This window comes from Bittarella massiliensis (ex Durand et al. 2017) (genome assembly GCF_017566145.1).
Taxonomy (GTDB): Bacteria; Bacillota; Clostridia; order Oscillospirales; family Ruminococcaceae; genus Bittarella; species Bittarella massiliensis_A.
Genome location: NZ_JABFCL010000001.1, coordinates 258,056 through 280,461 on the forward strand (window position 1 = coordinate 258,056; position 22,406 = coordinate 280,461).

Below are 22,406 nucleotides of genomic sequence, written 5' to 3' on the forward strand. Positions count from 1 at the left end.
CACCACGCCCTTTTGTAAAACTTCTGCGCCAAGGCCTCCTGCTTTTTTCTGCTTTCCCCCTAAAAACAGAAAAAGCGGGCGGAGAGACCGCCCTGCGCTGCCACATTTGCAGCGGGCCTCCAGCCCGCCCCCCGACGCAATCCCCGCGCTTTCTCCCCCCCTTGGATCTCTAGGGGGGCTGGGGGCGCCCCCTCCCGTCTTCGTCCTCTCCACAGGTCCGCATTAAAAAGGAGGGGAGGGCGAAAAACGCCCTTCCCCCCTTTTTCAGGGAAGCCTTGGCAGCCGTCAAACATCCGGGTCCTTCTTCCCGGCTGCCGTCTGGAGGGAGGGGTTCCCTCCCGCAGAATGTTCCCCTTCTGCTCGCCCAATCAGTTTTTGATGGGATAGCCCTGCTGGTCTTTAAAAGTGCCGCCAAAAAGGCAGATGCCGTCCACCAACCAGCCGATGCCGAAAAGCCCGGCGGTAAAGAAGTAGAGCAGCCCCATCTTCATCTTGCCGGCGTAAAACTGGTGCCCCCCAAAGAGGCCCAAAAACAGCCAGATGACGATGGCCACCACCTTGTTTTTGTCGCTCACCTGCTGCGCCGCCGGCCGATAGACCGGCTGCACCACCGGCGGGACCACTTCCGCCCCCGGCGCTGTCCCGTAGTAGTTGATGGTCACGTTCTGCACCGTTTCCTTCTGCGGCGCGGTATGGCCGCAGAACTTACAGACGGCGGCCTCGCCCATCTCTGCGCCGCAATTCTCGCACTTCATCTTCCGTCTCCCCCTCTGGCGCTGTTCTTTTTCAACCCACTTTAACACAAACGGCCCCTCATATCTTATGCTGGCAGCATATTGGGGGGCGGAAAAGAGGGGGAATTTCACTGGGCCTTTTTCCCAAATAAACCCAGCAACCACTGCCAAAACCCCTTTTGGGAGCTTTCTTTGGCCGCCACCCCCTGGGAGGTCACGATCTCCACCCGCAGGGCGTCCCCCTCCCCCGCGGCGTAGAGAATCTCCCCCACCACCTGGCCCTCCGCCACCGGGGCGTAGAGGAAGGGGGGCAGGTTGACCGTTTTTTTCAGGGAGCTGCCGTCTTTTAAGAGGAGCTCTTCCAGGTCGCTCTCCACCCGCACCGTCACCGTCTCCTCGGTTCCCCCGACCACGTCCAGGGTGGCCACATAGGTGGGGTCGGTGGACTGCCGGTCCCCGGTGCCAAAGCCGTAGTCCATCAGGTCCTTGTGCACCCGCCAGTCGTCGTAGCAGTGCAGGGTGACGCAGATGAGAGTCGCCCCGTCCCGGGTGGCGGCCGAGACCAGGCAGCGGCCCGCCTTTTTGGTAAAGCCGGTCTTCATCCCCACCGCCCCTTCCATCTCCCGCAGAAGGCGGTTGGAGTTGCGCAGATGCCAGCGGGTACCGCTGACGGCAATGGCCGCCTCAGAGCTTCCGCAGATGGCGGCAAAGTCGGGGTTTTGCAGGGCCGCCCGCGCCAGGACGGCCATGTCGTAGGCGCTGGAGTAGTGCTCGTCGTCCGGCAGCCCCGAGGGGTTTGTAAAGTGGGTGTCCGCCATCCCCAGCTGGGCGGCCTTCTCGTTCATCCGCTCCACAAACCGGTCCCCCGCCACCACCGAGGCCACGCAGGCTGCCGCGTCGTTGCCCGATTTGAGGAGCATCCCGGTCATCAGGTCCCGCAGGGTCAGCTGGTCCCCCGCCTTGAGGCCCAGCATGCTCCCCTCGGTGTCCACATCCTCGGCCGAGACGGTGTAGAGCTGGTCCAGCGGCCCGCTCTCAGCCGCCAGCAGCCCGGTCATGATCTTGGTGGTGCTGGCCATGGGCAGCCGGGCGTGGATGTCCTTGCCGGCAAACACCTCGCCGGTGTCGGCGCTCATGAGGATGTAGGCGTCGGCCTCCACCTTGGGGAGAACCGGTTCCCCGGCCGCCGGTTCCCGCTTGGCCCCCCTCACCTCCCCCCCAAAGGAGAAGAGGAGGAGCCCCGCCAGCAGCAGAGCCACCCCCCGGCGGGCGGCCTGGTGGTCCCAGGCCCGCTCCCAACTCGCCCCCTTCCGGGGCCGTCTGTCCGGCTTTGCCGCTGTCTCTCTTCTCTTCAAAAAAACCACCTGCCCATTCAAAAAATCCTATGCAAAGGGCCGATCCGCCATGACTGCCCGGCCGCCCTTTCAGATTTTTGCCGCCGGGCGCAACTCGGGGCCGGTTTGCGGGAAGACTATCTCTGCACCCACAATCCGCCAGTTTACTTTTTAAGGAGGGAGGAATCAACCGTGAACGATCCGCGCCAAAACCAGTGGCCGGTCAACCCGGAGGACGACGAGGCGCTCTACTTCGACATGCTGGGGGTGGCCTCCAGCACCGAGACCACCGGGCTGACCCCCACGCCCCCCATCACCGGGGCTGCGGTCCAGTCTTACAGCGAGCTCTCCGACGTCCCCCTGGCCAAAGACCGGATGCCCGAGCTGGAGGGGGATGAAGACCGCCCCCGCGACCCCCTCAACGGCGAGGGAGAGCGCTAGATCCAACCGGACTGCACAGAAAAGGGACAGGCCCAAAGGCCTGTCCCTTTTTTACTATATCAGTGGGCGCGCCGCCGGTCAAAACTCGGGGAAGTGCAGTTCCCCCTCCATGGGGGCGGGGTCGGGCGCGGCCTTTTCCGGCTGCGGCTCGCCCTTGACGCCCTCTTTCTTGGCGGTGGCCTTGGAGACGATGCCCGAGACCCGATCCACCACGCCGGGAACCATGTTCACCAGCCGGTCAGCGGTGGTGTCCGACTTCTTGGTGAATTCCAGCAGCCGCACATCGTCGCCGTTGACCACCAAAAAGCCCACCGGGGAAACCGAGAGGCCGGCCCCGCTGGCCCCGCCAAAGACCTGTTTGGGCGTCTTGGTGGGGAAGTCGCTCCCCCCCGAGGCAAAGCCGAGGGAGACCTTGGAGACCGGGATGATGACCCCGCCCTCCCCCACCGGGATGGGCTCGCCGATGATGGTGTTTCCGTCGATCATCTCCTTGATCTTGTTCATCGCCGTGTCGATGAGGCCTTGAATGGGATGTTCACTCATTTGTCTGCACCGCCTTTATCTTCCTTTGCGCCCGGCTTGTCCGGGGCCTTGACACTTCTATTTTGGAGCAATTTGACGGCGACTATTCCCGCCGTTATCAATAGTATAATCGGTAGCGCGCCGATTTGGAAGGACAAATCCAAAAAAAATTCCGGCTCGGAGAAGTTGGGCTCCACCTGCACCCGGTCAAACCGGCAGTCAAAGGTGTTGGCCACCAGTCCCAGGCAGGCGTGGACAATCCCCCCCACCTGGCCGTAGAGGACGGCCGTCTCGTGGGGCTCGTCGTCCCCCACCCGCAGCCGCAGGTCAAAGCGGCGCAGGTGGATGTGCCGGGTCAAAAACCGCAGCCCCGAGAGGGTGGAGCGGAGGATGTCCATCACCATTCCCAACTGCTGGGAGAGGGGGGCCTTCTTCCCGCCCTTCCCCTTCTTTTTCCCCTTTCTCTCGGCGGCCCGCACCTCGTCCTCCTCGGCCTGTTCGGCCTCCTCGGCGTCTTTGAAGGGGTAGACGGGAAAGCGCAAAAAGAGGTAGCGGAGGGTGGCCCGCTGCTCCTCCAGGCCGATCTCGACCTGAATTTTTAAGGGGATGAGGAGCAAAACCGCCAGCAGCAGGAGAAGGCCCAGGAGAATCCGCCCGATCCACACCCACACCATGGCATCTTCCCTCCTCTCTCCCCTTCCTCGCGGAAGGCGGCCGTCAAGGCCGGTATACGCACTTCGTCCGGGCGATCCCAGCCCTCAGCCCCCTTCTTCCTCGCAGAGGGCGGCCGGCCAAATTGGGCTCTCGGAGGCCGCCAAAGCCACCGGCCCCAAGGGGCTAGAAAGGCCAACTGCAAGCCCCCTGTGGGGTTCGCGCGTCAGCCCTCGGCCGGTCCCTCCTGCTCCCCGGGTTCCTCTTCGGCAGCCAGTTCGGCAAACTGCTCCACCTGGGGCAGGTCCTCCAGGGAGCGCAGGCCGAAACAGCGCAAAAAGTTGTCGGTGGTCTTGTAGGCCATGGGCCGGCCGGGCAGGTCCAGCCGCCCCTGTTCGGCCACCAGCCCCTTCTCCACCAGGTTGACCACCGTGGAGGAGCTGTCGATCCCCCGCACCTGTTCGATGAAGGAGCGGGTCACCGGCTGGTTGTAGGCGATGATGGCCAGAACCTCAAAGGCCGCCTGGGAGAGGGGGGTGTTGCGCTTGACGTCCAGGGCGCGCTTGACCTCTTCGGAATAGGCCTTCTTGGTGGCCAGTTGGAAGCCCTCTCCCAGTTGGAGGAGGGCCAGCCCGCTGCCGGGCCGCTCGCAGTCGTCCTGTATGAGTTTGCACACGTTTTTGACGGTGGAAACCTCGATCTCCAAAATTTCGGAGAGCTTTTTGGGGCTGAGGGGTTCGGCGTAGGCGAACAAAACCGCCTCCACCGCCCCCTTGGCGTAGTTGATGTCCATTGGGGTCTCCCCTCCCTATCTCTTCTTCCCCTTCAGGGTGATGGCGCCGCTCTCGTCGTCCAGGGCGATGCGGCCGCCCTTGATGAGTTCCAGCACCGCCAGAAAGGTGGCCACGTTCTCGGTCTTTTCGTACTGGCGGCCAAAGAGGGTCTGCAGCCGCAGCCCCGCCGACTTGGTCAACCGCCGCAGCACAAAGACGATGCGGGAGGAGACCGAGACCACCCGCTTGGCCACGATCCCCGAAAAACTGGACTTGGGGGGCGCCTGCTTGCGCAGGATCTTCCCCCGCAGGGCCGCCAGGGCCGCCAGCAGCTCTTCGGGCTGGTGGCGGCGGGTGTAGAGCAGGTCTTTGGGGGCGGGCAGCTGGTTGCGCACAAAGTGGGCCAGGGGGTCGTACTGCTGGCGCAGCGCCCCGGCGATCTGCCGGCAGATCTGGTACTCGATGAGCTGGCCCTGCAGCTCTGCCTTGAGCTGCTCCCTCTCCTCCTCATGGCGGGGGAGGAGGAGGACCGTCTTCATGTAGACCAGGCGGGAGGCCATCTCCAAAAAGTCGCCGGTGAGCTCCATGTCCAGCTGTTCGGCCCGCTCCATATAGGCGGTGTACTGGTTGACCAATTCGGCGATGTTGATGTCGTAGAGGTTTAACTTGTGCTTGGAAATCAGGTGGAGGAGCAGTTCCAGCGGCCCCTCAAATTGCGGCAGGGTAAAGCTGACCTCGGCCACTTGCCGTCCCCCTCCTCTCTCAAAACAGTCGGTCGCGTCAGACGATGAGCCGGGCGATCAGGTCGATAAAGCCGGTGAGGAAGCCCAGCCCCTTGTAGATCAGGCCGGCGAGGAACTGGATGGGCCAGTCCAAAAAGCCCAGCAGCAACAGCATCAGCACCGCCAGGGAGATGTAGGTCTGGTACTCCTGCAGCTTGTAGGTGACGTGGGCGGGCACGAAAAAGGCCAGGATGCGAAACCCGTCAAAGGGGGGCACCGGCAACAGGTTGATGACGGCGATGGAGATGTTGATCTGGGCGATGAGTCCCAACATCTGGATGAGGAAGAGGTAGAAGGCCGAGCCCAGCAGGGCGGGCACCAGCAGGGCGACAAGGCTCATCACCTTCACCAGGGCGATGAGTACCAGGGCCAGCAGGACGTTGGCCATCGGCCCTGCCAGGGCGGTGAGGGCCAACCCCTTTTTCTGGTTGCGGTAAAAGTAGGGGTTGATGGGGGTCTTGCCCCAGCCGATGCCGGTGAGCAGCATGCAGAGACTGCCCAAAGGGTCCAGGTGGGCGATGGGGTTGAGGGTGAGGCGGCCCTGGTTCTTGGCCGTGGGGTCCCCCAGTTTATAGGAGACCAGGGCATGGCCGAACTCGTGCACCGGGATGACGGTGAAGAGGGCGATGACCCGGACAATGACCGTCACGAGAAGTTGTTGCATGAGGAGGGGATTCCCCTTTCCGATCTTTCAAATTGCCGGGCGCGCAGCCTCGTCTCCCGAGGGCGCACCCAGCCCGATGCTGTCTATTATATCGGTTTGCCACAAAAAAAACAATAGCGGCCCCCGGCGTTTTTTGAAATTGGGTCTTGCTTTTGAATGCAGATTCTGTTAAAATACATTCGTTGACTTCTAGAATGTTCTTATTGTAGGGAGGTGCAGATAGATGGCAAAATGCGATATCTGTGGCAAAGGCGTGACCTTCGGCATCAAGGTCTCTCACTCGCACCGGCGTTCCAACAAAGCTTGGAAACCCAATGTCAAACGCGTGAAGGCGGTTGTCAACGGCACTCCTTGTCGCGTAAACGCCTGCACCCGTTGCTTGCGTTCCGGCAAAGTGACCCGCGCAATCTAACCTGGGCAGACGGCAAAGGCCAAACCGATTTCGGTTTGGCCTTTTTTGTCGTTCCCGCCCCCCTTCCCCGCCTGTCTGCGGGATGGGAAGAAAAAAGAAGGCCGCTGCCGGCATGTCTGCCCGGCGGCGGCTCCCCTTTTGAAGGCGACTTTCTACTCCCCGAACCAGACCTGCTCGCTCTCGTGCTTGCGGGGCCGGTTCATGAGGTTTTTGATCCCCTGGCGGCAGTCGAGGCCGCCGTAAAGCACCTGGAACATCTGTTCGACAATCGGCATCTCCACCCCGGCTTGCAGGCTCAACTCCCGGGCCACCAGGGTGGCAGTGTACCCCTCGACGGTCATCCCGATCTGCTTGAGGGCGTCGGCGACCGCCATCCCCTGGCCGATGAGGAGGCCGCAGCGGCGGTTGCGCGAGTGCATGCTGGTGCAGGTGACGATCAGGTCCCCCACCCCGGTGAGGCCGGCAAAGGTCTCGCTGCGCCCGCCCATGGCCACCCCCAATCGGGCGATCTCGGACAGGCCGCGGGTCATGAGGGCCGCCTTGGCGTTGTCCCCCAGCTTGAGGCCGTCGCTGATGCCAGCGGCCAGGGCGATGACGTTTTTCAGCGCCCCGCCCAGCTCCACCCCCACCACGTCGTCGTTGAGGTAGATGCGCAGGTTGGGGTTCATCAGTACCGTCTGCACGTACTCGGCGTTGGCCCTGACCTTGCAGGCGGCGACGATGGTGGTGGGCACCCCGCGGGCCACCTCCTCGGCGTGGGAGGGGCCTGAGAGGGCCACCACCTGGTGGCCGCCGATCTCGGACTCAATGACCTGGGTCAACCGCAGCTGGGTGCCGTTTTCCAGCCCCTTGGCCACGTTGGCCAGCACCGCCCCCGCCGGCACGTGGGGGGCGACTTTTTGGGCGGTGGAGCGCACCGCCTGGCTGGGCACGGCGAAGAGGAGCAGCTGGGCCCCCTCGGCCACGGCGATGTCGGTGCTCACCCCCACGTCGGGTTCCAGCACCACCCCGGGCAGCAGCTTTTTGTTCTCCCGCTCGTAGGTGAGCAGGTCCACCTCCTCCTGAAAGGGGGACCAGAGGGTCACCTCGTTGCCGTAGGAGCGGGCCATCACCGCCAGGGAGATGCCGAACCCGCCGGCGCCCAAAATCACGATCTTTGCCATCTGTACAACCGCCTTTCCCCGGGGCAAACCCGCCCCGCTATACTGTGGGGGGTCGCCCCTATTTCTGCACCTTCTCCTTTTTCTTGCCGAAGCGGTTCTCCTCGCCCCGCAGCAGCCGCCCGATGTTGGAGCGGTGCATAAAGACGATGATGGCCGCGAAAATCACCGCGCAGATGGTGACGGTGACCGGGTCGCGCCCCAGGGCGCGGGAGACGAAGTAGGTGATGACCGGGTAGCACAGGGCCATGACGATGGAGCCCAGAGAGACGATCTTGCTGGTGAAGGTCACCGCCGCAAAGACCACCGCCGTCAAAGCCACCGAGATGGGGTCGATGAGGACCGCCGCCCCCGCCGAGGTGAGCACCCCCTTGCCCCCCTTGAAGTGGAAGTAGAGGGGGAAGATGTGTCCCAGCACCGCAAAGTAGCCCCCCAGGTAGGCCCCGTAGATGGGGTCGAGCCCCAGGGCGTACTGAAAGACCAGCCGCCCGATGAGCACCGAGACGGCCCCCTTGGAAACGTCCCCCAGGGCCACCAGGGCGGCCGCGCCCTTGCCGGCGGTGCGCAGGACATTGGTCATCCCCGCGTTGCCGCTGCCGTACTTGCGCACGTCGTCCTTCAAAAAGACCTTGCCCACAATGACCGCCCAGGAGACACTGCCCAGCAGATAGGAAACCAGCGCCACCCCGGCCATCCAGAGAATCTGTGTCGCCGTCATCTCAAAACCCCTCTCAACTGTGTTTTTACAGCCCAAAAGAGCTCCGCCTTCCCCGCCGGAGCCCTCTCTTCTTTTTTCCCATTGTACCACAGAGACGGAAAAAATGCGGCCCTTTTTAGGGAGAAGGCCCATTCTTTTTTCCTTGCCTCTGCCCCGCGTTTCCCTTTCCCGAAAACTACTCCCCCCGCTGCCGCACCGACAGGCGGATGGGGGTGCCTTCCAGGTCGTACTGCTCGCGAATCTGGTTTTCCAGATAGCGCTGGTAGGAGAAGTGGAAGAGTTCCTTGTTGTTGACAAAGCAGACGAAGTGGGGCGGGTTGGTGGAGGCCTGGGTCATGTAGTAGATCTTCAGCCGCTTGCCCTTATCGGTGGGGGGCTGCACCCGGGCGGTGGCGGCGGCGAGGATGTCGTTGAGCACCCCGGTGGTGATGCGCAGGGAATTGTTCTGATGGGCCTTGACCACCTTCTCAAAGAGTTGGCCCAGCCGCTGCCCGGTGAGGGCGGAGAGAAAGACCATGGGGGCGTAGGGCATAAAGGAGAAGTCCTCCTTCAGCTGCTTGCGAAAGGCCTGCATGGTGTGGGTGTCCTTCTCCACCGCATCCCACTTATTGACAGCGATGACGCAGGCCTTGCCCTGCTCGTGGGCGTAGCCGGCTACCTTGGAATCCTGCTCGGTAAAGCCCACGGTGGCGTCGATGACCATCACCGCCACGTCGGCCCGGTCCACCGCCATAAAGGCCCGCAACACCGAGTAGCGCTCCACCGAGTCGTCCACCTTGTTCTTGCGGCGGATGCCCGCCGTGTCGATGAAGACGAACTTGCCGTAGCGGTTTTCCACCCGGGAGTCCACCGCGTCCCGGGTGGTGCCGGCGATGTCGGAGACGATCATTCGGTCCTCTCCCAGAATTTTGTTGATGAGGGAGGACTTGCCCGCATTGGGTTTGCCGATGACCGCCACCTTGATGGCGTCCTCGTCCTCGTCCTCCCCGGCCTGGCCGGGCAGCTCGCCCACCACCGCGTCCAACAGGTCGCCGGTGCCGTGGCCGTGGACCGAGGAGACCGGCAGCGGCTCGCCGATGCCCAGGTTGTAAAACTCGTAAAACTCGGCCGGGAGACCGCCCACGCTGTCGCACTTGTTGACGCAGAGGACCACCGGCCGCCGGGATTTGTGGAGCATGGCCGCCACCTCCATGTCGGTGGCGGTGACCCCGTCGGGCAGGGAGACCACGAAGATGATCACGTCGGCGCTGTCGATGGCCAGCTGGGCCTGCCGGCGGATGTGGGAGAGGATCACGTCGTCCGAGTGGGGCTCAATGCCGCCGGTATCCACCAGCAGAAAGGTGCGCCCGCCCCAGTTGCAGTCGTAAAAGATGCGGTCCCGGGTCACGCCGGGGGTGTCCTCCACAATGGCCAGACGCTGGCCAATCAATTTGTTAAACAGGGTGGACTTGCCCACATTGGGCCGCCCCACCACCGCCACTACCGGTTTGCTCATTGCACATTCCCTCCCAACACGGCCTGTATGAAGCCGTATCCGTCATTTTCCACCAGGGTCAGTTTGGCGCCCAGGCGCTCTTCCAGCACCTCTCTGGGCACGTCGTCCAAAAATTTGTCCTGCTCGTGGCGGAGCATGCAGGTGGGCACCAGGACCCGCCTGGAGAGGAGCTTTCCCCCCACCTGCCGCTCGATGTCAGTGGCGGTGACCAGCCCAGCCACCGTCACGTTGCCGCCAAAATACTCGTTTTCGACCACGTGCACCCGCGCCTGCAGCCCAGGCACCCGGCGGGCCAGCTCGTCCACCATCCCGCGGATGTAGCCGGCCGCACAGACCCCGGTGACCAGATCGCAGGGGGCTGTCTGCACCGGGTCTTGCAGCCGGGCCAGCTCGCTCTCAAACTCCTCCAGCAGCAGGGCGGTCATCCCCACCCCGTTTTGCAGCTGCTCGAAGTCGCCGTAGTAACTGCTGTCGGGGAGCGGCCGCCCGGCGAGGATGAAAAACTCGTCCCCCGGGTAGATGAGGCGGGTGCCGTGCGCCTGCAAAAAGGCGTCGGTGAAGCGGTGGATCTGGTCCAGCACCGTCCCCGCCGCCGCCGGGGTAAAGGGGGTAAGTTGACAGAGGCCCTGGCGGTATTTGGTCAGCCCCACCGGCACCACCGACACGCTGGACACGCTGGGCCAGAGGGACCCCAGGTCGGCCATGGTGCGATCCAGCTCCGCCCCGTCGTTGTAGCCGGGGCAGAGGACGATCTGGCAGTTGAGGCGGATGCCCGCCTGCGCCAGTTGGCGCAGATAGTCAAGCTTCTCCCCCGCAAAGCGGTTGCCCATCATCTCCCGGCGCAGGTCGGGGTTGGTGGTGTGCACCGACACGTTTACCGGGCTGATGTGCATCCGCTTGATGCGGTCGATCTCCCGCTGGTGGAGGTTGGTCAGGGTGACGTAGTTGCCGAAGAGGAAGGAGAGCCGCTCGTCGTCGTCTTTAAAATAGAGGGTCTCCCGCATTCCCGGGGGCATCTGGTCCACAAAGCAGAAGATGCAGTTGTTGGTGCAGGAGTGCTGCTTGTCCATCAAGTAGGTCTCGAACTCCAGCCCCAGGTCCTCGTATTCGTCCTTCTCGACGATGACGCCCTGCAACTCTCCCCCGCTCTCAAACTCCAACTCCACCTCGGTCTCGCTGGAGTAAAACTGGTAGTCCAGCACGTCCCCGATCTCGTTGCCGTTCACCTTCAGCAGGCGGTCGCCCGCCTGAAACCCCGCCTCCTCGGCCGGGGAGCCGGGGATGACCCGGGTCACAGTCACTGCCATCTCTGTCTCTTCACGCCCTTCCCAAACAAGCCGCCAACACGCGCGGCCCCTCTCTATCAGAATGCCCCGCCGGCCGGGGCCAATCCACGAAAAAAAGAGAGGGACCACCCTCTCTTTATCTCTGAGGAAACTTACGCTTCCTTTTTGATGATCTCTTTGCCTTTGTAGAAGCCGCAGTTGCCGCACACTCTGTGAGGGGCTTTCAGCTCGCCGCATTGCGGGCATTTGGAAAACGCGGGCATCTCCAATTTCCACACGTTGGAGCGGCGTTTGTCCCTTCTGGCTTTGGACAACTTTCTCTTTGGTACTGCCAAGTTCAGCACCTCCTTAACATTGGTCTTTCTGGAAAAAAACTATTGCAATAGCTCTTTTAAAGCTTCCAGGCGGGGGTCGATCTGCCTTCTATCGCAGCCGCAATCACCCTGGTTCAGGTTCGCCCCGCAGAGGGGGCAGAGGCCCTTGCAGTCCTCCTGGCACAGAAATTTGAGTGGGAAATCCAGCCGGAGGTCGGTGATGGCAACCTGGTCCAGATGGACGGCATCACCGTCGACAATGATGTCTTCATCGGAACCATTGGGCGACTCCTTGACAAGGGTGTGGGTGTACCGGTACTCGAACGCCCGGGAAATGGGGTCGAGACAGCGGTCGCACACCGTCTCCACCCGGCCGCTCACCGCAAAGTGGAGCTCGGCAATCTGGGCGCGGTTGACCGCCTCTCCCACAATGTGAAGGGAGGCCAGCCGCTCGTCGTCGCCGTAGAACTCGTTCTGGGGAACTTGCAGGGTGTAGTCGAAGGGGAGGCGAAGCCCCTCCTCCGCAAGCAGACGCTTTACGTTTAAAAGCATAATGACTCCTTAGTCCGCCACAGATTTATTATATAGACTCCCCTTGGGGTTGTCAACGAAAATCCGCGGCTTTTTTCCTTGTTTTCTCAAATTTTTGCGGGTTTTTGGCGCTTAAGGCCCTAGACCAGGGCGCGAATCAGGCTGCCCCTGTCCCCCGGCAGCAGGTCGATGACCGGCAGGTCGATCATGGTGTAGGCCCCCGGCGCGCGCTTGCAGGCGGCCCGGGCGGCGCAGACGAGCACCTGGGCGGTGAGGGCGGGGTTGTTGATCGACATATTAAATTCAAAATTCTGGTTGTGGGTGACACCGCTGACCCCCTTGCGCACCAGGTTGACCCCGTGGCCGGTGTCGATGAGGGCCTTCACGTCCTCCACCTGGGCGACGTGGGTCTCGTCGTGCACAAAATAGGGGTCTGCCAGGACGGCGGCCTTCACCGCCGCGAAGTCGGCCCCCTCTTTCAGCTGGACATAGACCATCCGCCGGTGGACACCGGTGCCGGTGGGGATGGTCATGGACAGGGCGTTCTCCACCCCGGGGATGGCCTTGACCGCCACCGTGTGCCCCATGCTCATGCCAGGGCCAAAGTTGGTGTAGGTGATCCCCTTGGGGGCCAGCCCCTGCAGCAGGGCCCGCACCACCGAATCGCTGCCCGGGTCCCACCCGGCCGAGACCACCGCAGCCGCCCCGCCGGCCTGGGCCACCGGGGTCAGTTCCTCCACCAGGTCCCAGATGCCGGTGTGGATGTCGTAGCTGTCCACGGTGTTGATCCCCTGGGCCAGGTACTCCTTGGCGCACTGGGGCACCGCCCGGGTGGGGGTGCAGAGGATGGCAACCTGGGGCTTTTCGGGCAGTTCCCTCACGTCGGCTGCCACCGGCACCTCGGCCAGGTCGGCGGAGAGGCCCTGGCGGCTGGCCCCTCTGCGCACCAGCCCCACCAGCTGAAAGTCCTCGGCGGCCTGCACCGCCTCGACGGCGGCCCGGCCGATGTTGCCGTAGCCGACAATTGTCGCTTTGATCATCTTCATCGCACTCCCTTTTCCCATATTTGTCCGGCGGCCCCGCGAACAAAACCGGTCAGCCGCCGCTGATTGCGCAAAGACAGTGTACCCCATTTTTGCCCCCCGCGTCAATACGAAAGAAGGGGGAGACGCCGCCTATCTCTCCACCTGCTCGGCGGGGAGTGTTTCTGCCTCCTCGGCCCTTCGCAGCGGCTTCCAGACGGTGGCCAGCATGGTCAGATAGCAGGCCGACCCGCCCACAAAGTTGGAGACCGGCTCGGCCAGAAAGACCCCGATGACCCCCAGGCCGCCGACGCGCGGCAGCAGGATGGTCAGGGGCACCACGATGATCGCCTTGCGCAACAGGGAGAAAAAGACCGCCTGTTTGGAGCGGCCCAGGGCCACAAAGGTGGACTGCCCCGCCATCTGAAAGGCCATCATGAAGTAGCCGAAGAAGTAGACCCCCAGGGCCTGGGCCCCTTTGCCCACCAGGTCGGGGTCGCTGTTAAAGAGGTGGATAAACGGCTCGGGAAAGAGCATCAACACCAACCAGGCCGCCAGGGTATAGACCACGCAGACCACCGACATAAAGCGGATGCCGCTGCGCACCCGGCGGTACTCCCTTGCGCCGTAGTTGTAGCCGATGACCGGTTGGGCGCCGTTGGTCAGCCCGTTGATGGGCATGCTCACCACCTCGCGCACCGAGTTGGCCACCGTCATGATCCCCACGTAGAGATCGCCCCCAAACTGCTGCAAGTTGATGTTGCAGACGATCTGCACCAGGCTGTTGGTGATGGCAAAGCAGAAGGAGCTCATCCCCAGGGAGACGATCTCCCCCACTATCTTCCAGTCGGGCTTCATGGTCTTTTTTTGCAGCCGGTAGATGGCCTTTTTGCCGGTGAGGAAGCGAAACACCCAGGCGGCCGAAAGGAATTGGGAGATCACCGTGGCCAGGGCCGCCCCCTGCACCCCCATGCCAAAGACAAAGATGAACAGCGGGTCCAGGAGGATGTTGGTCACCGCTCCCAGGAGGACGGTCATCATCCCCATCTTGCCAAAGCCCTGGGAGTTGATGAAGCTGTTCATCCCCAACCCCACCATCACAAAGACACTGCCGCAGAGGTAGACGGTGAGGTAGCCGTCGGCGTAGGGGAAGGTCTGCCCGCTGGCCCCAAAGAGCCGCAGCAGCGGCCCCTTGAAAACCAGAAAGAGGGCGGTGAGAACCAGCCCGGTGGCCACCATCATGCAAAAGGAGTTGCCCATGATGGTCTCGGCCCGCTCGTCGTCCCCCTTTCCCCGGGCGATGGAGCAGAGGGGCGCGCCCCCCATTCCGAAGAGGTTGGCAAAGGCGGTGATGATGGAAATGATGGGGAAGGTCAGCCCCAGGCCGGTGAGGGCCAGGGTCGCCGCCTCGGGGATGTGACCGATGTACATCCGATCCACCACGCTGTAAAGGACGTTGATGAGCTGGGCCAGGGTCATGGGCAGGGCCAGGTTGAGGATGTTGCGGGACACCTTGCCCTTGGAAAAGTCGTTTTGTCTCTTCGTCGGGATCGCCTCCATTCACACGCTGTTCATTATACACCGATTCGGGGGCGCGGGCAACGGGCGCAAAAAGGGGTGAGGATATCCCCCTCCCCTCACCGCCGCCCCTCTCTCCTAGGCGGGCGCGTGGAGCGTCTCCTTTGCCGGCAGGCGCTTGGCGCGGGCCGGCAGGTCTTTCGTCCCGCAAAAGGGGAAAACACCTCTCCGGGGTCCCCCTCCCTCCCCCATCTCTCAGGCGGCCCGGCGGGAAGTGCTGTGCAGACGGGAGACAGTCTAGGGCAAAGTGATACAAGACAAAATACCACCGGGGTCGCCGGCCACGTTTTTCTAGTCTTTCCAGCCCCTCTCGAGGTAGATGTCCCCCTTTTCCTCCAGAGCAAAAAAGAGCCCGCCCGGCGCGCATCTCGGCGCGGCCCGGGCGGGCTCTGAAAGGGGTCTTGTCAAACGGAGGTTACAGGTACTTCTTCATGTTCTCGGGAAGCATGTTCTCGTCGGCGGAGACGGTGAAGACCAGGTTCACGTCCTTGATCTCGGCCACGCCAGAGAGTTTATCGAACATGGCGCCCAACCCCTCCAAATCCTTTTCGGGGCCGCCCACCTTGAGGATCGAGTCCACAAAGACATGGGTGATGTCGTAGTTGCCGGCCATCAGGCCCAGAATGAAGCCGTAGAAAATATCAAAACCGCAGATGCCGTAGGCGTCCATGTCCACCAGGCGGACATTGGAGTCCACATCGTACCGGAGTTTCAGAGTTTTGTCCAAGCATACCACATTTCCAGCTGAAGTTTTTGCTGCGTCGTTGATCTGCTCAAGGAGTTTTTTGGTCTTGCCCGAGCCTCTGCTGCCAACAATGAGTTTTATCATAGTGGTGTACCTCCTATATTTTGGTCCCGCCCCGGAGTGGGGTGGGGACTATTCCTGAATTTCTTTGACCAGTTCTTCCCGCAGGTCCTCGTAACCGGGTTTGCCCAGCAGGGCGAACATGTTCTTTTTATAGCTCTCCACCCCGGGCTGGTCAAAGGGGTTGACCCCCAGCAGGTAGCCGGAGATGGCGCAGGCCTTCTCCAAAAAGTAGACCAGGTAGCCAAAGGAGTGGGCATCCATCTTGTCGATCTGGAGGACCGCGTTGGGGACACCGCCCTTGACGTGGGCGAGGATGGTGCCCTGCATGGCCTTTTTGTTGACGTTGGACATGTTCTGCCCCGAGAGGAAGTTCAGCCCGTCCAGGTTTTCGGGGTCCTCGGGGATGAAGAAGTCGCTCTTGGGTTCGGCGAAGTCGATGACCGTCTCAAACAGCTGCCGCCGCCCGTCCTGGATGTACTGGCCCAGGGAGTGCAGGTCGGTGGAGAAGATGACGCTGGAGGGGTAGAGGGCCTTGTGGTCCTTGCCCTCGCTCTCGCCGTAGAGCTGTTTGAACCACTCGTTCATCTGCCCGTAGGAGGGCTCGTAGCTGGCCATGATCTCGATCGAGTAGCCCTTGTTGTAAAGGATGTTGCGGACCGCCGCGTACTTGTAGCAGTCGTTTTTGTCAAGATCGGGGTCGGTGAAGGCGTCCTGCGCCTCTTTCGCGCCGGCCATCACCGCGTCGATGTCGCAGCCCGCCACGGCAATGGGGAGCAGCCCCACCGGGGTGAGCACCGAGTAGCGACCGCCCACGTCGTCGGGGATGACGAAGGTCTCGTAGCCGTTGCGGTCAGACAGCTCTTTGAGGGTTCCGCGGGCCTTGTCGGTGGTGGAGTAGATGCGCTCCTTCGCGCCCTCAGGGCCGTAGCGCTTTTCGAGCAGCTCCTTAAAGACCCGGAAGGCCAGGGCCGGCTCGGTGGTGGTGCCGGACTTGGAGATGACGTTGACCGAGAAGTCGACCCCCTCGCAGATGGCGAGGATGTCGTTTAAGTAGCTGGGCGAAATGGTGTTGCCCACAAAGTAAACTTGCGGGGTGTCCTTCGCCAGGGCGTTGTAGTTGTTGCTCTTTATGTACTCGATGGCGGCGCGGGCCCCCAGGTAGGAGCCGCCGATGCCGATGACCACCAGCACCTTGGACTGCTGCTGAATCTTTTTGGCGGCGGCCTTGATTCGCTCGAACTCGGCCTTGTCGTAGTTGGTGGGCAGGTCGACCCAGCCCAGGAAGTCGTTGCCCAGGCCGGATTTTTCGTGGAGGGTTTGGTGGGCGGCGCAGACCAGGTGCTGCATCCCCGCGTACTCCTCCGGGCGGATAAAGTTTGCCAGGTATTTGGTGTTGCATTTCACAGCCATTTTACTTCCCCCTTATTGGTTGATTCGATTGTAATATATCTAAGCAATACTGTCAAGTATGCTTGGGTGCAAAAGATATTTTTTGTAAAAAACCGCCAAATCAGCGCATCACAAATAAGTATTTCAGCAGAATTTGGTAGCCTGTCAAAAAGTCCATCTTGGCCACCGAAGCGCCGGCGGTCACCGGGTATTCGCCGATCTTTTCGCCGTCCAGCGAGAGTTCCACAATCCCCAATTTTTGCCCCTCTTCCACCGGGGCGGTGACCTCCTCGGCGATCTGCACCGCCTGCACGATCTTGGCCCCGCTGCCCTTTTTCACCAAAAAGGTGCCGTCGCTGCCGTAGCGCAGGGGCACCTCGCCGGTGACCCCGCCCTTGACCTGTAAGGTGGTGGGGGCGGTCTCGGGCAGCTGCAGGGCAGCCATCTCGTAGTTGGCAAATCCGTAGTCCAGCAGCGCCTTGGCGCCGTTGAAGCGGTCGTTGGAGGTGGGGCAACCCATCACCACCGCCACCAGGGAGAGGCCGCCCCGCTCAGCCGCGGCCGAGAGACAGCTGCCCGCTCCGTCGGTGGTGCCGGTCTTGAGACCCACACAGCCGTCGTAAAAGCGCACCAGCTTGTTGGTGTTGACCAGCTGGGTCGCCCCGCCCCGCAGGGAGTCCATCCAAACGGTGCTGTACTTCTTGATGTCCGGGTGTTTGAGGAGCTCGCAGCTCATGATGGCAATGTCCCGGGCGGTGGAGACGTGGCCCGCCGCGTCGAGGCCGTTGGGGTTTTCAAAATGGGTGTTTTGCATCCCCAGTTCCTGGGCCCGCTGGTTCATCAGGGCCACAAAGGCCTCGGGGGAGCCGGCCACGTATTCGCCCAGGGCGGCGGCCGCGTCGTTGGCCGAGGAGATGGCGGTGGCCTTGATCAGGTCGTTCACGCTCATCTGCTCGCCGGGTTCCAGCCAGATCTGGCTGCCCCCCATCTTGCAGGCGTAGTCGCTGGCGCTGACCATGTCGTCGTAGCCGAACTTGCCGGCGTCGATGGCCTCCATCACCAAGAGCAGGGTCATTATCTTGGTGATGGAAGCCGGGGGCATTGGCTCGTCGGCGGACTGCTCGTAGAGCACCTGCCCGGTGCTCTGCTCCAGCAAAATGGCGGACTTGGCGTTGATGCCAATGGCCCCTTCCGGCGCGGGAGAGGCGGCGACCACGGGCTGCTCGCCCCCCTCCCCCAGCAGGTCAAAGTCGGTGGTGGTCACATCTTCGTATGCAAAGGCCGACGACGCGCTCAACAGCAGCGCCGCCGACACCAGGGCGGCTGCCAATTTCTTCATTCCCGATCACCTCTTGCCAATGGATATGAGGCGAGGGGGTGAAAAAGTCGCTTATAAACAGAAAAAATCGCCGCAAGGCGATTTTATTCCACAATGAATTGACGGATGTCGTCTAGGACCTCCGGGCAGTGGTCGCAGTCGATGGTCAGCAGTAGGGGCTTGGAGAGGTCCTGGCTGAAAATGCCGATGATGGACTTGGCGTTCACCCGGTTTTCAGGCTCTCCAATGGTGGCGGTCGCGTCGTATTTGGACAGGCTGTGGATAAAGCTCTTGATGTCGTCAGCCCTTTTGAAAAACACCTTCACTTGTGTCATCGTCTCGCTGCCTCCTTACTTCTTTCAATCATTATATACTACCCCCCTCCTTTTCGCAACCGGCTTTGTTGTTTTCAGCCGCATTTTTATGTATAATAATAGGAACTGTTTTTTGGGCAGTTTGCAAAAGCCGTCCCCTCTTTTCGCCCCTCTGCAACACTGTTTGACCGGGGCCGGCTGCAAGAAAAATGTAAGAAATCCGCTCGCTGTTTTGACCAAAAGAGCGGTTACACTAATGACAAGGGAAAGTTGGTAGAGAGATGAGAGTTTCCTTTTACACCCTGGGCTGCAAGGTCAACCAGTACGAGACCCAGGCCATAGCCGCCCAGTTTCAAAAGGCCGGCTTCGAGCTGGCCGGGCCAGAGGAAAAGGCCGATGTGTTTGTGGTCAACTCCTGCACAGTGACGGCCACCGGCGACAAGAAGACCCGCAACCGGCTGGCCCGCTTCCGCCGGGAAAACCCCGACGCGGTGGTGGTGCTCACCGGCTGTTTCCCCCAGGCCTTCCCCGAAAAGGCCAAGGCCCTGCCCGGCATCGACGTGGTCACCGGCGCGGGAAACAAAAACCAAATCGTCGAATTGACCCTGCGGGCCATCAGTGAAAAGAGCCGCATCGTCGAGATCGCCGAGCACACCCCCGACGAGAGTTTTGAGGAGATGCAGGTGCAGGACTTTGGCGAGCACACCCGCGCCTTTGTCAAAATTCAGGACGGGTGCGACCACTACTGCTCCTACTGCATCATCCCCACCGCCCGGGGGCGGGTGCGCTCCAAGCCGCTGGAGGCCATCCGCCGGGAGCTGTCGGTGCTGGCCCAAAACGGGTACAGGGAGGTGGTGCTGGTGGGCATCAACCTCCCCTGCTACGGCAAGGACCTGGGGCTGCGGCTCATCGACGCCGCCGAGTGCGCCTGTTCGGTGGCGGGCATCGAGCGGGTGCGGCTGGGCTCCCTCGAGCCGGAGCTGCTCACCGACGAGGACATGATGCGCCTGGCCGCCCAGCCCAAGTTCTGCCCCCAGTTTCACCTCTCCCTCCAGAGCGGGTGCGACGCCATCCTGCGGCAGATGAACCGCCATTACACCACCGGGGAGTACCTGGAGATCGTCCGCTTCATCCGCAACCACTTTGAAAACCCCTCCATCACCACCGACATCATCGTCGGATTCCCCGGCGAGAGCGAGGAGCACTTTTTGCAGTCGTTGGCCTTTGTCAGGGAGGTGGGCTTTGCCCGGGTGCACTGTTTCCCCTACTCCCGAAGGGAGGGCACCCGGGCGGCCGCGCTGCCCGGCCAACTGCCCACCCGGGTGAAGGAGGAGCGAAACCGCCGCCTGGCCGCCGAGGCCGAGCGCTGCAAAACCGCCTTTTTAAAGGAACAGGTGGGCCGCACCGAAGAGGTGCTGCTGGAGCGGCAGCGGGAGGACGGCTCCTTTGAGGGCTACACCAAAAACTACACCCCGGTGCGCATCAAGGGCGAGGGGCTGGCCACCGGCCAGATCGTCTCCTGCCGGCTGGACTGCTGCAGCGAGGAGCACTGCCTGGGCTGCGCGGTTTAGGGCAAAAAAGTGGACAGCCCCCAGGCTGTCCACCGTCGCACCTATCGGTATTCTTCTTTCAGCAGCCCCTGCAGGCGCTCGAGGGAGATGCTCACCTCGTGCTCCTGCCGCTGCATGGATTCCTGTTCCCCCGTTTTGCAGAGGACGACGAGCCGGGTATCGGTGAGGTAGAAGGGTTGGTCGTCCTCCCATCCGGCCGGGTGGTCGAGTTGCCGTTCCATTTCATTTTTCACTATGCTCAGATAGTCACTTGAATCGGTAAACAAGTCGCCAAGGGCCAGGCGCTCGCCTGTGGTGAGGCTGTACACAGCCCCCGTCGCGTCGCTGTAAACGGGCTGCCCCTCTACCGAGAAGCTGCGCGCACAGCGCACGCTGACAAATGCCGGGGTCTGCCGGGTGATCTCTTGGGTGTAGCTGCCTTCGGCCCGCTGATCGGTGTAGGCCAGGGTGTTGGCCTGGGCGTTGACCGACGCCAGGTTGTCAAAGGCCGCGTGTTGGAGTTCGCTGTTGACCTTGCGGGCGGTCTCCTCCCCCACTTCCTCCTCCACCGAGACGGTGGTGGTCTTGTAGGTGAGGTTGTAGTCCTCCAATCGGTCCTCCTGGCCGGGGGCGAAATACTCCGCCCGGGCGGTCCGGGGGACGATGAAGGCCAACGCCAGCGCCGCCACGGCGCAAATTGCAAACCATTTTTTCATTTGGGACACCTCCCGCCGGGTGCGACGGTAGTATTGTCCCCCCGGGGCTGGGCAAAACCCCCTCAACTTTTTGGCTTAGCTGGCGAAGGCTGGCTGGCCGCCCCACAAATTCCATTTAAAGAAGGATCGGTATGAAAGAGACGACCAAAAACAAGGTGAATTCCCGCCACTTCAAGATCGCCGCGGTGCTGCTGGTGCTGACCCTCTGCGGGCTGGCCCTCTGGGCCTTCGCCCCGGTGCTGGGAATGCTGGGCAAACCCGACGCCAGCGAACTCATCCGCGAGTACATTGACGGCTTCGGCCCAGCCGGAGTCTTTGTCTTCCTGGCCATCCAGATGCTGCAGATCGTGGTGGCCTTCATCCCCGGCGAGCCCATCGAAGTGCTGGCGGGGATGATGTACGGCACCGTCCCCGGGCTGCTGATGTGTATGCTGGGCTGCTTTGTGGGCTCCATACTGGTGTTCTTTTTGGTCAAGTGGCTGGGGCGGGATTTCGTGCACAACTTCTTCTCCGAGGAGAAGCTGCACAAGCTAAAGTTTTTAAACGACAAAACCAGCTTTGAAAAGCTGACCTTCCTCCTCTTCTTCATCCCCGGCACCCCCAAGGACATCCTCACCTATGTGGCCGGGCTGACCCCCATCCGCCCGCTGCGCTTCTTCATCATCTCCTCCATCGCCCGCATCCCCTCCATCGTCACCTCGACCCTGGCGGGCTCCCTCCTCATCAAGGGACAGGCGGGCAACTCCATCATCGCCTTTGCGGTGGCGGGGGTGCTCTCCCTCGTGGGCATCTTCATCTACAACCAGATTGTCAAGCGCTACAACGCCAAGCGGGAAAAACAGTCTTAAAACAGCAAAAAGAGCGCCCGGCGGAACCTGTCCGCCGGGCGCTCCTTTTGCTTGCTGCGCAATTGAGAATGGATCTCCATGGCCGCGGCCCGGGGGCGGGCATCCGGTCCAATCATAGCCGCGCGGCGGCTATTGTTTACTGCTCACGCAATCAACAATTTCGATGCGCCCGGTTTTCGCCCCTTGCGGGGCAACCGAACCGGATGCGCAAAAAAACAGCCTTTGATTTCGCTGTTCGCTCTGCTTTTCTCGCCATGCGGCTATTTTTTATTTCCCGTAAAAGGGCGTCTCACTCCCCCTGCTCTGCGGCGCGGCGGAGCATTCGGTCCATCATCGCCCCCATCTGCAGGGGGAAGAGGTAGCACAGCCGCACCTGAAACTGCTGCGCCGGGGAGTGGCAGATGACAAAACTCCGCTTTCCCAGCCGCCGGGCCAGCCCCTTCCCCACTGCCTCGGGGGCGGCGAAAAAGGCCTTGGGCACCGGCAGGGGGGCGGCGGAACGGGTGTCGGTCAGGGGCGGGTGGAGCAGGTGCACCCCCACACCCCGCCCCGCCAATTCGAGGCGCAGGCACTTGGCCAGCGCCTCGATGGCCCCCTTGGAGGAGGCATAGGGCGCGATTCCCCCAAAGCCGGTGACCCCCACCCCCGAACTGGTGAAATACAGGTTCCCCCCTGTCTTTTCCAGGTGGGGCAGGGCGCTTTTGGCCAGGTGGAGGGCGCCAAAGTAGTTGACCGAGAGAACCGCCCGATAGGTCTCCTCGCCGGTCTCCCCCGCGGGGGCGAAGGTGCAGAGGCAGGCGTTGTGCACCGCCCCGTCCAGCCCGCCCAGCAGCCGGGCCGCCTCGTCCACCGCCCGCGCCACCTCCCCTTCCCGGGAGACGTCGCAGGAAAGGGGGTACAGCCGGCCGGGAAAGCGGGCCGCCAGGGGGGCGAGGCCGTCCAGCTCCCGGTCGAGCACCGCCACGGCGTGTCCCCCTTCCAACAGCCCCTCGGTCAGATAGTAGCCGATGCCCCGGTTGCCCCCGGTCACGATGTAGTTGCCCATT

At 62.3% G+C, this 22,406-nt stretch carries 25 protein-coding genes; 4 read left to right on the plus strand and 21 right to left on the minus strand.

Going from position 1 to position 22,406, the window contains the following annotated elements; genetic code table 11:
- Positions 1-368 precede the first annotated feature (368 nt).
- Together HJY11_RS01290 and HJY11_RS01295 are read right to left on the minus strand one after the other, a co-directional pair.
- Positions 369-755, minus strand: coding sequence for a TM2 domain-containing protein (locus HJY11_RS01290; RefSeq protein ID WP_243764086.1), 387 nt, complete (start codon positions 753-755; stop codon positions 369-371).
- A 107-nt stretch (positions 756-862) separates the two neighbouring features.
- On the minus strand, positions 863-2,089 hold the full coding sequence (locus tag HJY11_RS01295; RefSeq protein ID WP_208074270.1) for a D-alanyl-D-alanine carboxypeptidase family protein: 1,227 nt from the start codon (positions 2,087-2,089) through the stop codon (positions 863-865).
- Positions 2,090-2,260: 171 nt separating this feature from the next.
- Here HJY11_RS01295 and HJY11_RS01300 point away from each other — a divergent pair, with 171 nt between their 5' ends.
- Positions 2,261-2,509, plus strand: a complete 249-nt coding sequence (locus HJY11_RS01300) for a hypothetical protein (RefSeq protein WP_208074271.1) — start codon at positions 2,261-2,263, stop codon at positions 2,507-2,509.
- 78 nt (positions 2,510-2,587) lie between these two features.
- On the opposite strand, the gene ytfJ is transcribed toward HJY11_RS01300, so the two are convergent.
- From ytfJ to HJY11_RS01325, 5 genes are all read right to left on the minus strand, one after another.
- Positions 2,588-3,052: a GerW family sporulation protein gene (gene ytfJ / locus HJY11_RS01305; RefSeq protein ID WP_208074272.1), complete on the minus strand. Its 465-nt coding sequence runs from the start codon at positions 3,050-3,052 to the stop codon at positions 2,588-2,590.
- Positions 3,049-3,705, minus strand: a complete 657-nt coding sequence (locus tag HJY11_RS01310; RefSeq protein WP_208074273.1) for a DUF2953 domain-containing protein — start codon at positions 3,703-3,705, stop codon at positions 3,049-3,051. Before HJY11_RS01310 ends, ytfJ begins: the two co-directional genes overlap by 4 nt.
- Before the next feature lie 203 nt (positions 3,706-3,908).
- The gene (scpB, locus tag HJY11_RS01315) at positions 3,909-4,475 is read right to left on the minus strand and encodes an SMC-Scp complex subunit ScpB (protein ID WP_208074274.1); all 567 of its coding nucleotides are present in this window, start codon (positions 4,473-4,475) and stop codon (positions 3,909-3,911) included.
- A 15-nt stretch (positions 4,476-4,490) separates the two neighbouring features.
- Positions 4,491-5,198, minus strand: a complete 708-nt coding sequence (locus HJY11_RS01320; protein WP_208074275.1) for a segregation and condensation protein A — start codon at positions 5,196-5,198, stop codon at positions 4,491-4,493.
- Positions 5,199-5,235: 37 nt separating this feature from the next.
- A complete protein-coding gene (locus tag HJY11_RS01325) occupies positions 5,236-5,901 on the minus strand; it encodes a site-2 protease family protein (RefSeq protein WP_208074276.1) in 666 nt (221 codons plus the stop codon).
- Positions 5,902-6,124: 223 nt separating this feature from the next.
- On the opposite strand from HJY11_RS01325, the gene rpmB reads away from it, so the two are divergent.
- Positions 6,125-6,313, plus strand: coding sequence for a 50S ribosomal protein L28 (gene rpmB / locus HJY11_RS01330; RefSeq protein WP_021660935.1), 189 nt, complete (start codon positions 6,125-6,127; stop codon positions 6,311-6,313).
- 152 nt (positions 6,314-6,465) lie between these two features.
- Here rpmB and HJY11_RS01335 read toward each other — a convergent pair whose 3' ends face one another.
- The 12 genes from HJY11_RS01335 to HJY11_RS01390 form a co-directional block, all read right to left on the minus strand.
- Positions 6,466-7,476 (minus strand): NAD(P)H-dependent glycerol-3-phosphate dehydrogenase, encoded by a 1,011-nt coding sequence (locus tag HJY11_RS01335; protein ID WP_208074277.1) that lies wholly within the window; start codon positions 7,474-7,476, stop codon positions 6,466-6,468.
- Positions 7,477-7,534: 58 nt separating this feature from the next.
- Positions 7,535-8,191 (minus strand): glycerol-3-phosphate 1-O-acyltransferase PlsY, encoded by a 657-nt coding sequence (gene plsY / locus HJY11_RS01340; protein WP_243764087.1) that lies wholly within the window; start codon positions 8,189-8,191, stop codon positions 7,535-7,537.
- A 175-nt stretch (positions 8,192-8,366) separates the two neighbouring features.
- The gene (der, locus tag HJY11_RS01345; protein WP_208074278.1) at positions 8,367-9,686 is read right to left on the minus strand and encodes a ribosome biogenesis GTPase Der; all 1,320 of its coding nucleotides are present in this window, start codon (positions 9,684-9,686) and stop codon (positions 8,367-8,369) included.
- Positions 9,683-11,209: a DUF512 domain-containing protein gene (locus tag HJY11_RS01350; RefSeq protein WP_208074279.1), complete on the minus strand. Its 1,527-nt coding sequence runs from the start codon at positions 11,207-11,209 to the stop codon at positions 9,683-9,685. Before HJY11_RS01350 ends, der begins: the two co-directional genes overlap by 4 nt.
- Positions 11,125-11,307, minus strand: a complete 183-nt coding sequence (gene rpmF / locus HJY11_RS01355) for a 50S ribosomal protein L32 (protein WP_021660930.1) — start codon at positions 11,305-11,307, stop codon at positions 11,125-11,127. Before rpmF ends, HJY11_RS01350 begins: the two co-directional genes overlap by 85 nt.
- 39 nt (positions 11,308-11,346) lie before the next feature.
- Positions 11,347-11,838, minus strand: a complete 492-nt coding sequence (locus HJY11_RS01360) for a YceD family protein (RefSeq protein ID WP_208074280.1) — start codon at positions 11,836-11,838, stop codon at positions 11,347-11,349.
- Positions 11,839-11,957: 119 nt separating this feature from the next.
- Positions 11,958-12,857 (minus strand): diaminopimelate dehydrogenase, encoded by a 900-nt coding sequence (locus HJY11_RS01365; protein ID WP_279570997.1) that lies wholly within the window; start codon positions 12,855-12,857, stop codon positions 11,958-11,960.
- Between the two features lie 135 nt (positions 12,858-12,992).
- Positions 12,993-14,399, minus strand: a complete 1,407-nt coding sequence (locus tag HJY11_RS01370; protein ID WP_208074282.1) for an MATE family efflux transporter — start codon at positions 14,397-14,399, stop codon at positions 12,993-12,995.
- Positions 14,400-14,832: 433 nt separating this feature from the next.
- Entirely contained in the window at positions 14,833-15,246 is a 414-nt protein-coding gene (locus HJY11_RS01375; RefSeq protein WP_208074283.1) for a hypothetical protein, read from the minus strand.
- A gap of 48 nt (positions 15,247-15,294) precedes the next feature.
- Positions 15,295-16,635 carry a glucose-6-phosphate isomerase gene (locus tag HJY11_RS01380; protein ID WP_208074284.1) on the minus strand — a complete coding sequence of 447 codons (1,341 nt, stop codon included), beginning with the start codon at positions 16,633-16,635 and terminating at the stop codon, positions 15,295-15,297.
- A gap of 100 nt (positions 16,636-16,735) precedes the next feature.
- Positions 16,736-17,953: a D-alanyl-D-alanine carboxypeptidase family protein gene (locus tag HJY11_RS01385; protein ID WP_208074285.1), complete on the minus strand. Its 1,218-nt coding sequence runs from the start codon at positions 17,951-17,953 to the stop codon at positions 16,736-16,738.
- An 83-nt stretch (positions 17,954-18,036) separates the two neighbouring features.
- A complete protein-coding gene (locus HJY11_RS01390; protein WP_021660920.1) occupies positions 18,037-18,267 on the minus strand; it encodes an HPr family phosphocarrier protein in 231 nt (76 codons plus the stop codon).
- Positions 18,268-18,527: 260 nt separating this feature from the next.
- Here HJY11_RS01390 and mtaB point away from each other — a divergent pair, with 260 nt between their 5' ends.
- Positions 18,528-19,817, plus strand: a complete 1,290-nt coding sequence (gene mtaB / locus HJY11_RS01395) for a tRNA (N(6)-L-threonylcarbamoyladenosine(37)-C(2))-methylthiotransferase MtaB (protein ID WP_208074286.1) — start codon at positions 18,528-18,530, stop codon at positions 19,815-19,817.
- Positions 19,818-19,858: 41 nt separating this feature from the next.
- Here the strand turns inward: mtaB and HJY11_RS01400 are convergent, their stop codons facing one another.
- A complete protein-coding gene (locus HJY11_RS01400; protein WP_208074287.1) occupies positions 19,859-20,512 on the minus strand; it encodes a hypothetical protein in 654 nt (217 codons plus the stop codon).
- A 131-nt stretch (positions 20,513-20,643) separates the two neighbouring features.
- Between HJY11_RS01400 and HJY11_RS01405 the strand changes: the two genes are divergently transcribed.
- Complete coding sequence (locus HJY11_RS01405; protein WP_208074288.1) at positions 20,644-21,360, plus strand: TVP38/TMEM64 family protein; 717 nt, start codon at positions 20,644-20,646, stop codon at positions 21,358-21,360.
- A gap of 289 nt (positions 21,361-21,649) precedes the next feature.
- On the opposite strand, the gene HJY11_RS01410 is transcribed toward HJY11_RS01405, so the two are convergent.
- A complete protein-coding gene (locus tag HJY11_RS01410) occupies positions 21,650-22,405 on the minus strand; it encodes an SDR family NAD(P)-dependent oxidoreductase (protein ID WP_208074289.1) in 756 nt (251 codons plus the stop codon).
- Between the last annotated feature and the right edge of the window lies 1 nt (position 22,406).

Excerpts from the sequence above, each read along its gene's own strand:
- HJY11_RS01290 (WP_243764086.1), bottom strand. The coding sequence starts at position 755 with ATGAAGTGCGAGAATTGCGGCGCAGAGATGGGCGAGGCCGCCGTCTGT.
- ytfJ (WP_208074272.1), bottom strand. The coding sequence starts at position 3,052 with ATGAGTGAACATCCCATTCAAGGCCTCATCGACACGGCGATGAACAAG.
- HJY11_RS01310 (WP_208074273.1), bottom strand. The coding sequence starts at position 3,705 with ATGGTGTGGGTGTGGATCGGGCGGATTCTCCTGGGCCTTCTCCTGCTG.
- scpB (WP_208074274.1), bottom strand. The coding sequence starts at position 4,475 with ATGGACATCAACTACGCCAAGGGGGCGGTGGAGGCGGTTTTGTTCGCC.
- HJY11_RS01325 (WP_208074276.1), bottom strand. The coding sequence starts at position 5,901 with ATGCAACAACTTCTCGTGACGGTCATTGTCCGGGTCATCGCCCTCTTC.
- rpmB (WP_021660935.1), top strand. The coding sequence starts at position 6,125 with ATGGCAAAATGCGATATCTGTGGCAAAGGCGTGACCTTCGGCATCAAG.
- HJY11_RS01335 (WP_208074277.1), bottom strand. The coding sequence starts at position 7,476 with ATGGCAAAGATCGTGATTTTGGGCGCCGGCGGGTTCGGCATCTCCCTG.
- plsY (WP_243764087.1), bottom strand. The coding sequence starts at position 8,191 with ATGACGGCGACACAGATTCTCTGGATGGCCGGGGTGGCGCTGGTTTCC.
- der (WP_208074278.1), bottom strand. The coding sequence starts at position 9,686 with ATGAGCAAACCGGTAGTGGCGGTGGTGGGGCGGCCCAATGTGGGCAAG.
- HJY11_RS01350 (WP_208074279.1), bottom strand. The coding sequence starts at position 11,209 with ATGCGGCGAGCTGAAAGCCCCTCACAGAGTGTGCGGCAACTGCGGCTT.
- HJY11_RS01360 (WP_208074280.1), bottom strand. The coding sequence starts at position 11,838 with ATGCTTTTAAACGTAAAGCGTCTGCTTGCGGAGGAGGGGCTTCGCCTC.
- HJY11_RS01365 (WP_279570997.1), bottom strand. The coding sequence starts at position 12,857 with ATGATCAAAGCGACAATTGTCGGCTACGGCAACATCGGCCGGGCCGCC.
- HJY11_RS01370 (WP_208074282.1), bottom strand. The coding sequence starts at position 14,399 with ATGGAGGCGATCCCGACGAAGAGACAAAACGACTTTTCCAAGGGCAAG.
- HJY11_RS01375 (WP_208074283.1), bottom strand. The coding sequence starts at position 15,246 with ATGATAAAACTCATTGTTGGCAGCAGAGGCTCGGGCAAGACCAAAAAA.
- HJY11_RS01380 (WP_208074284.1), bottom strand. The coding sequence starts at position 16,635 with ATGGCTGTGAAATGCAACACCAAATACCTGGCAAACTTTATCCGCCCG.
- HJY11_RS01385 (WP_208074285.1), bottom strand. The coding sequence starts at position 17,953 with ATGAAGAAATTGGCAGCCGCCCTGGTGTCGGCGGCGCTGCTGTTGAGC.
- HJY11_RS01390 (WP_021660920.1), bottom strand. The coding sequence starts at position 18,267 with ATGACACAAGTGAAGGTGTTTTTCAAAAGGGCTGACGACATCAAGAGC.
- mtaB (WP_208074286.1), top strand. The coding sequence starts at position 18,528 with ATGAGAGTTTCCTTTTACACCCTGGGCTGCAAGGTCAACCAGTACGAG.
- HJY11_RS01400 (WP_208074287.1), bottom strand. The coding sequence starts at position 20,512 with ATGAAAAAATGGTTTGCAATTTGCGCCGTGGCGGCGCTGGCGTTGGCC.
- HJY11_RS01405 (WP_208074288.1), top strand. The coding sequence starts at position 20,644 with ATGAAAGAGACGACCAAAAACAAGGTGAATTCCCGCCACTTCAAGATC.
- HJY11_RS01410 (WP_208074289.1), bottom strand. The coding sequence starts at position 22,405 with ATGGGCAACTACATCGTGACCGGGGGCAACCGGGGCATCGGCTACTAT.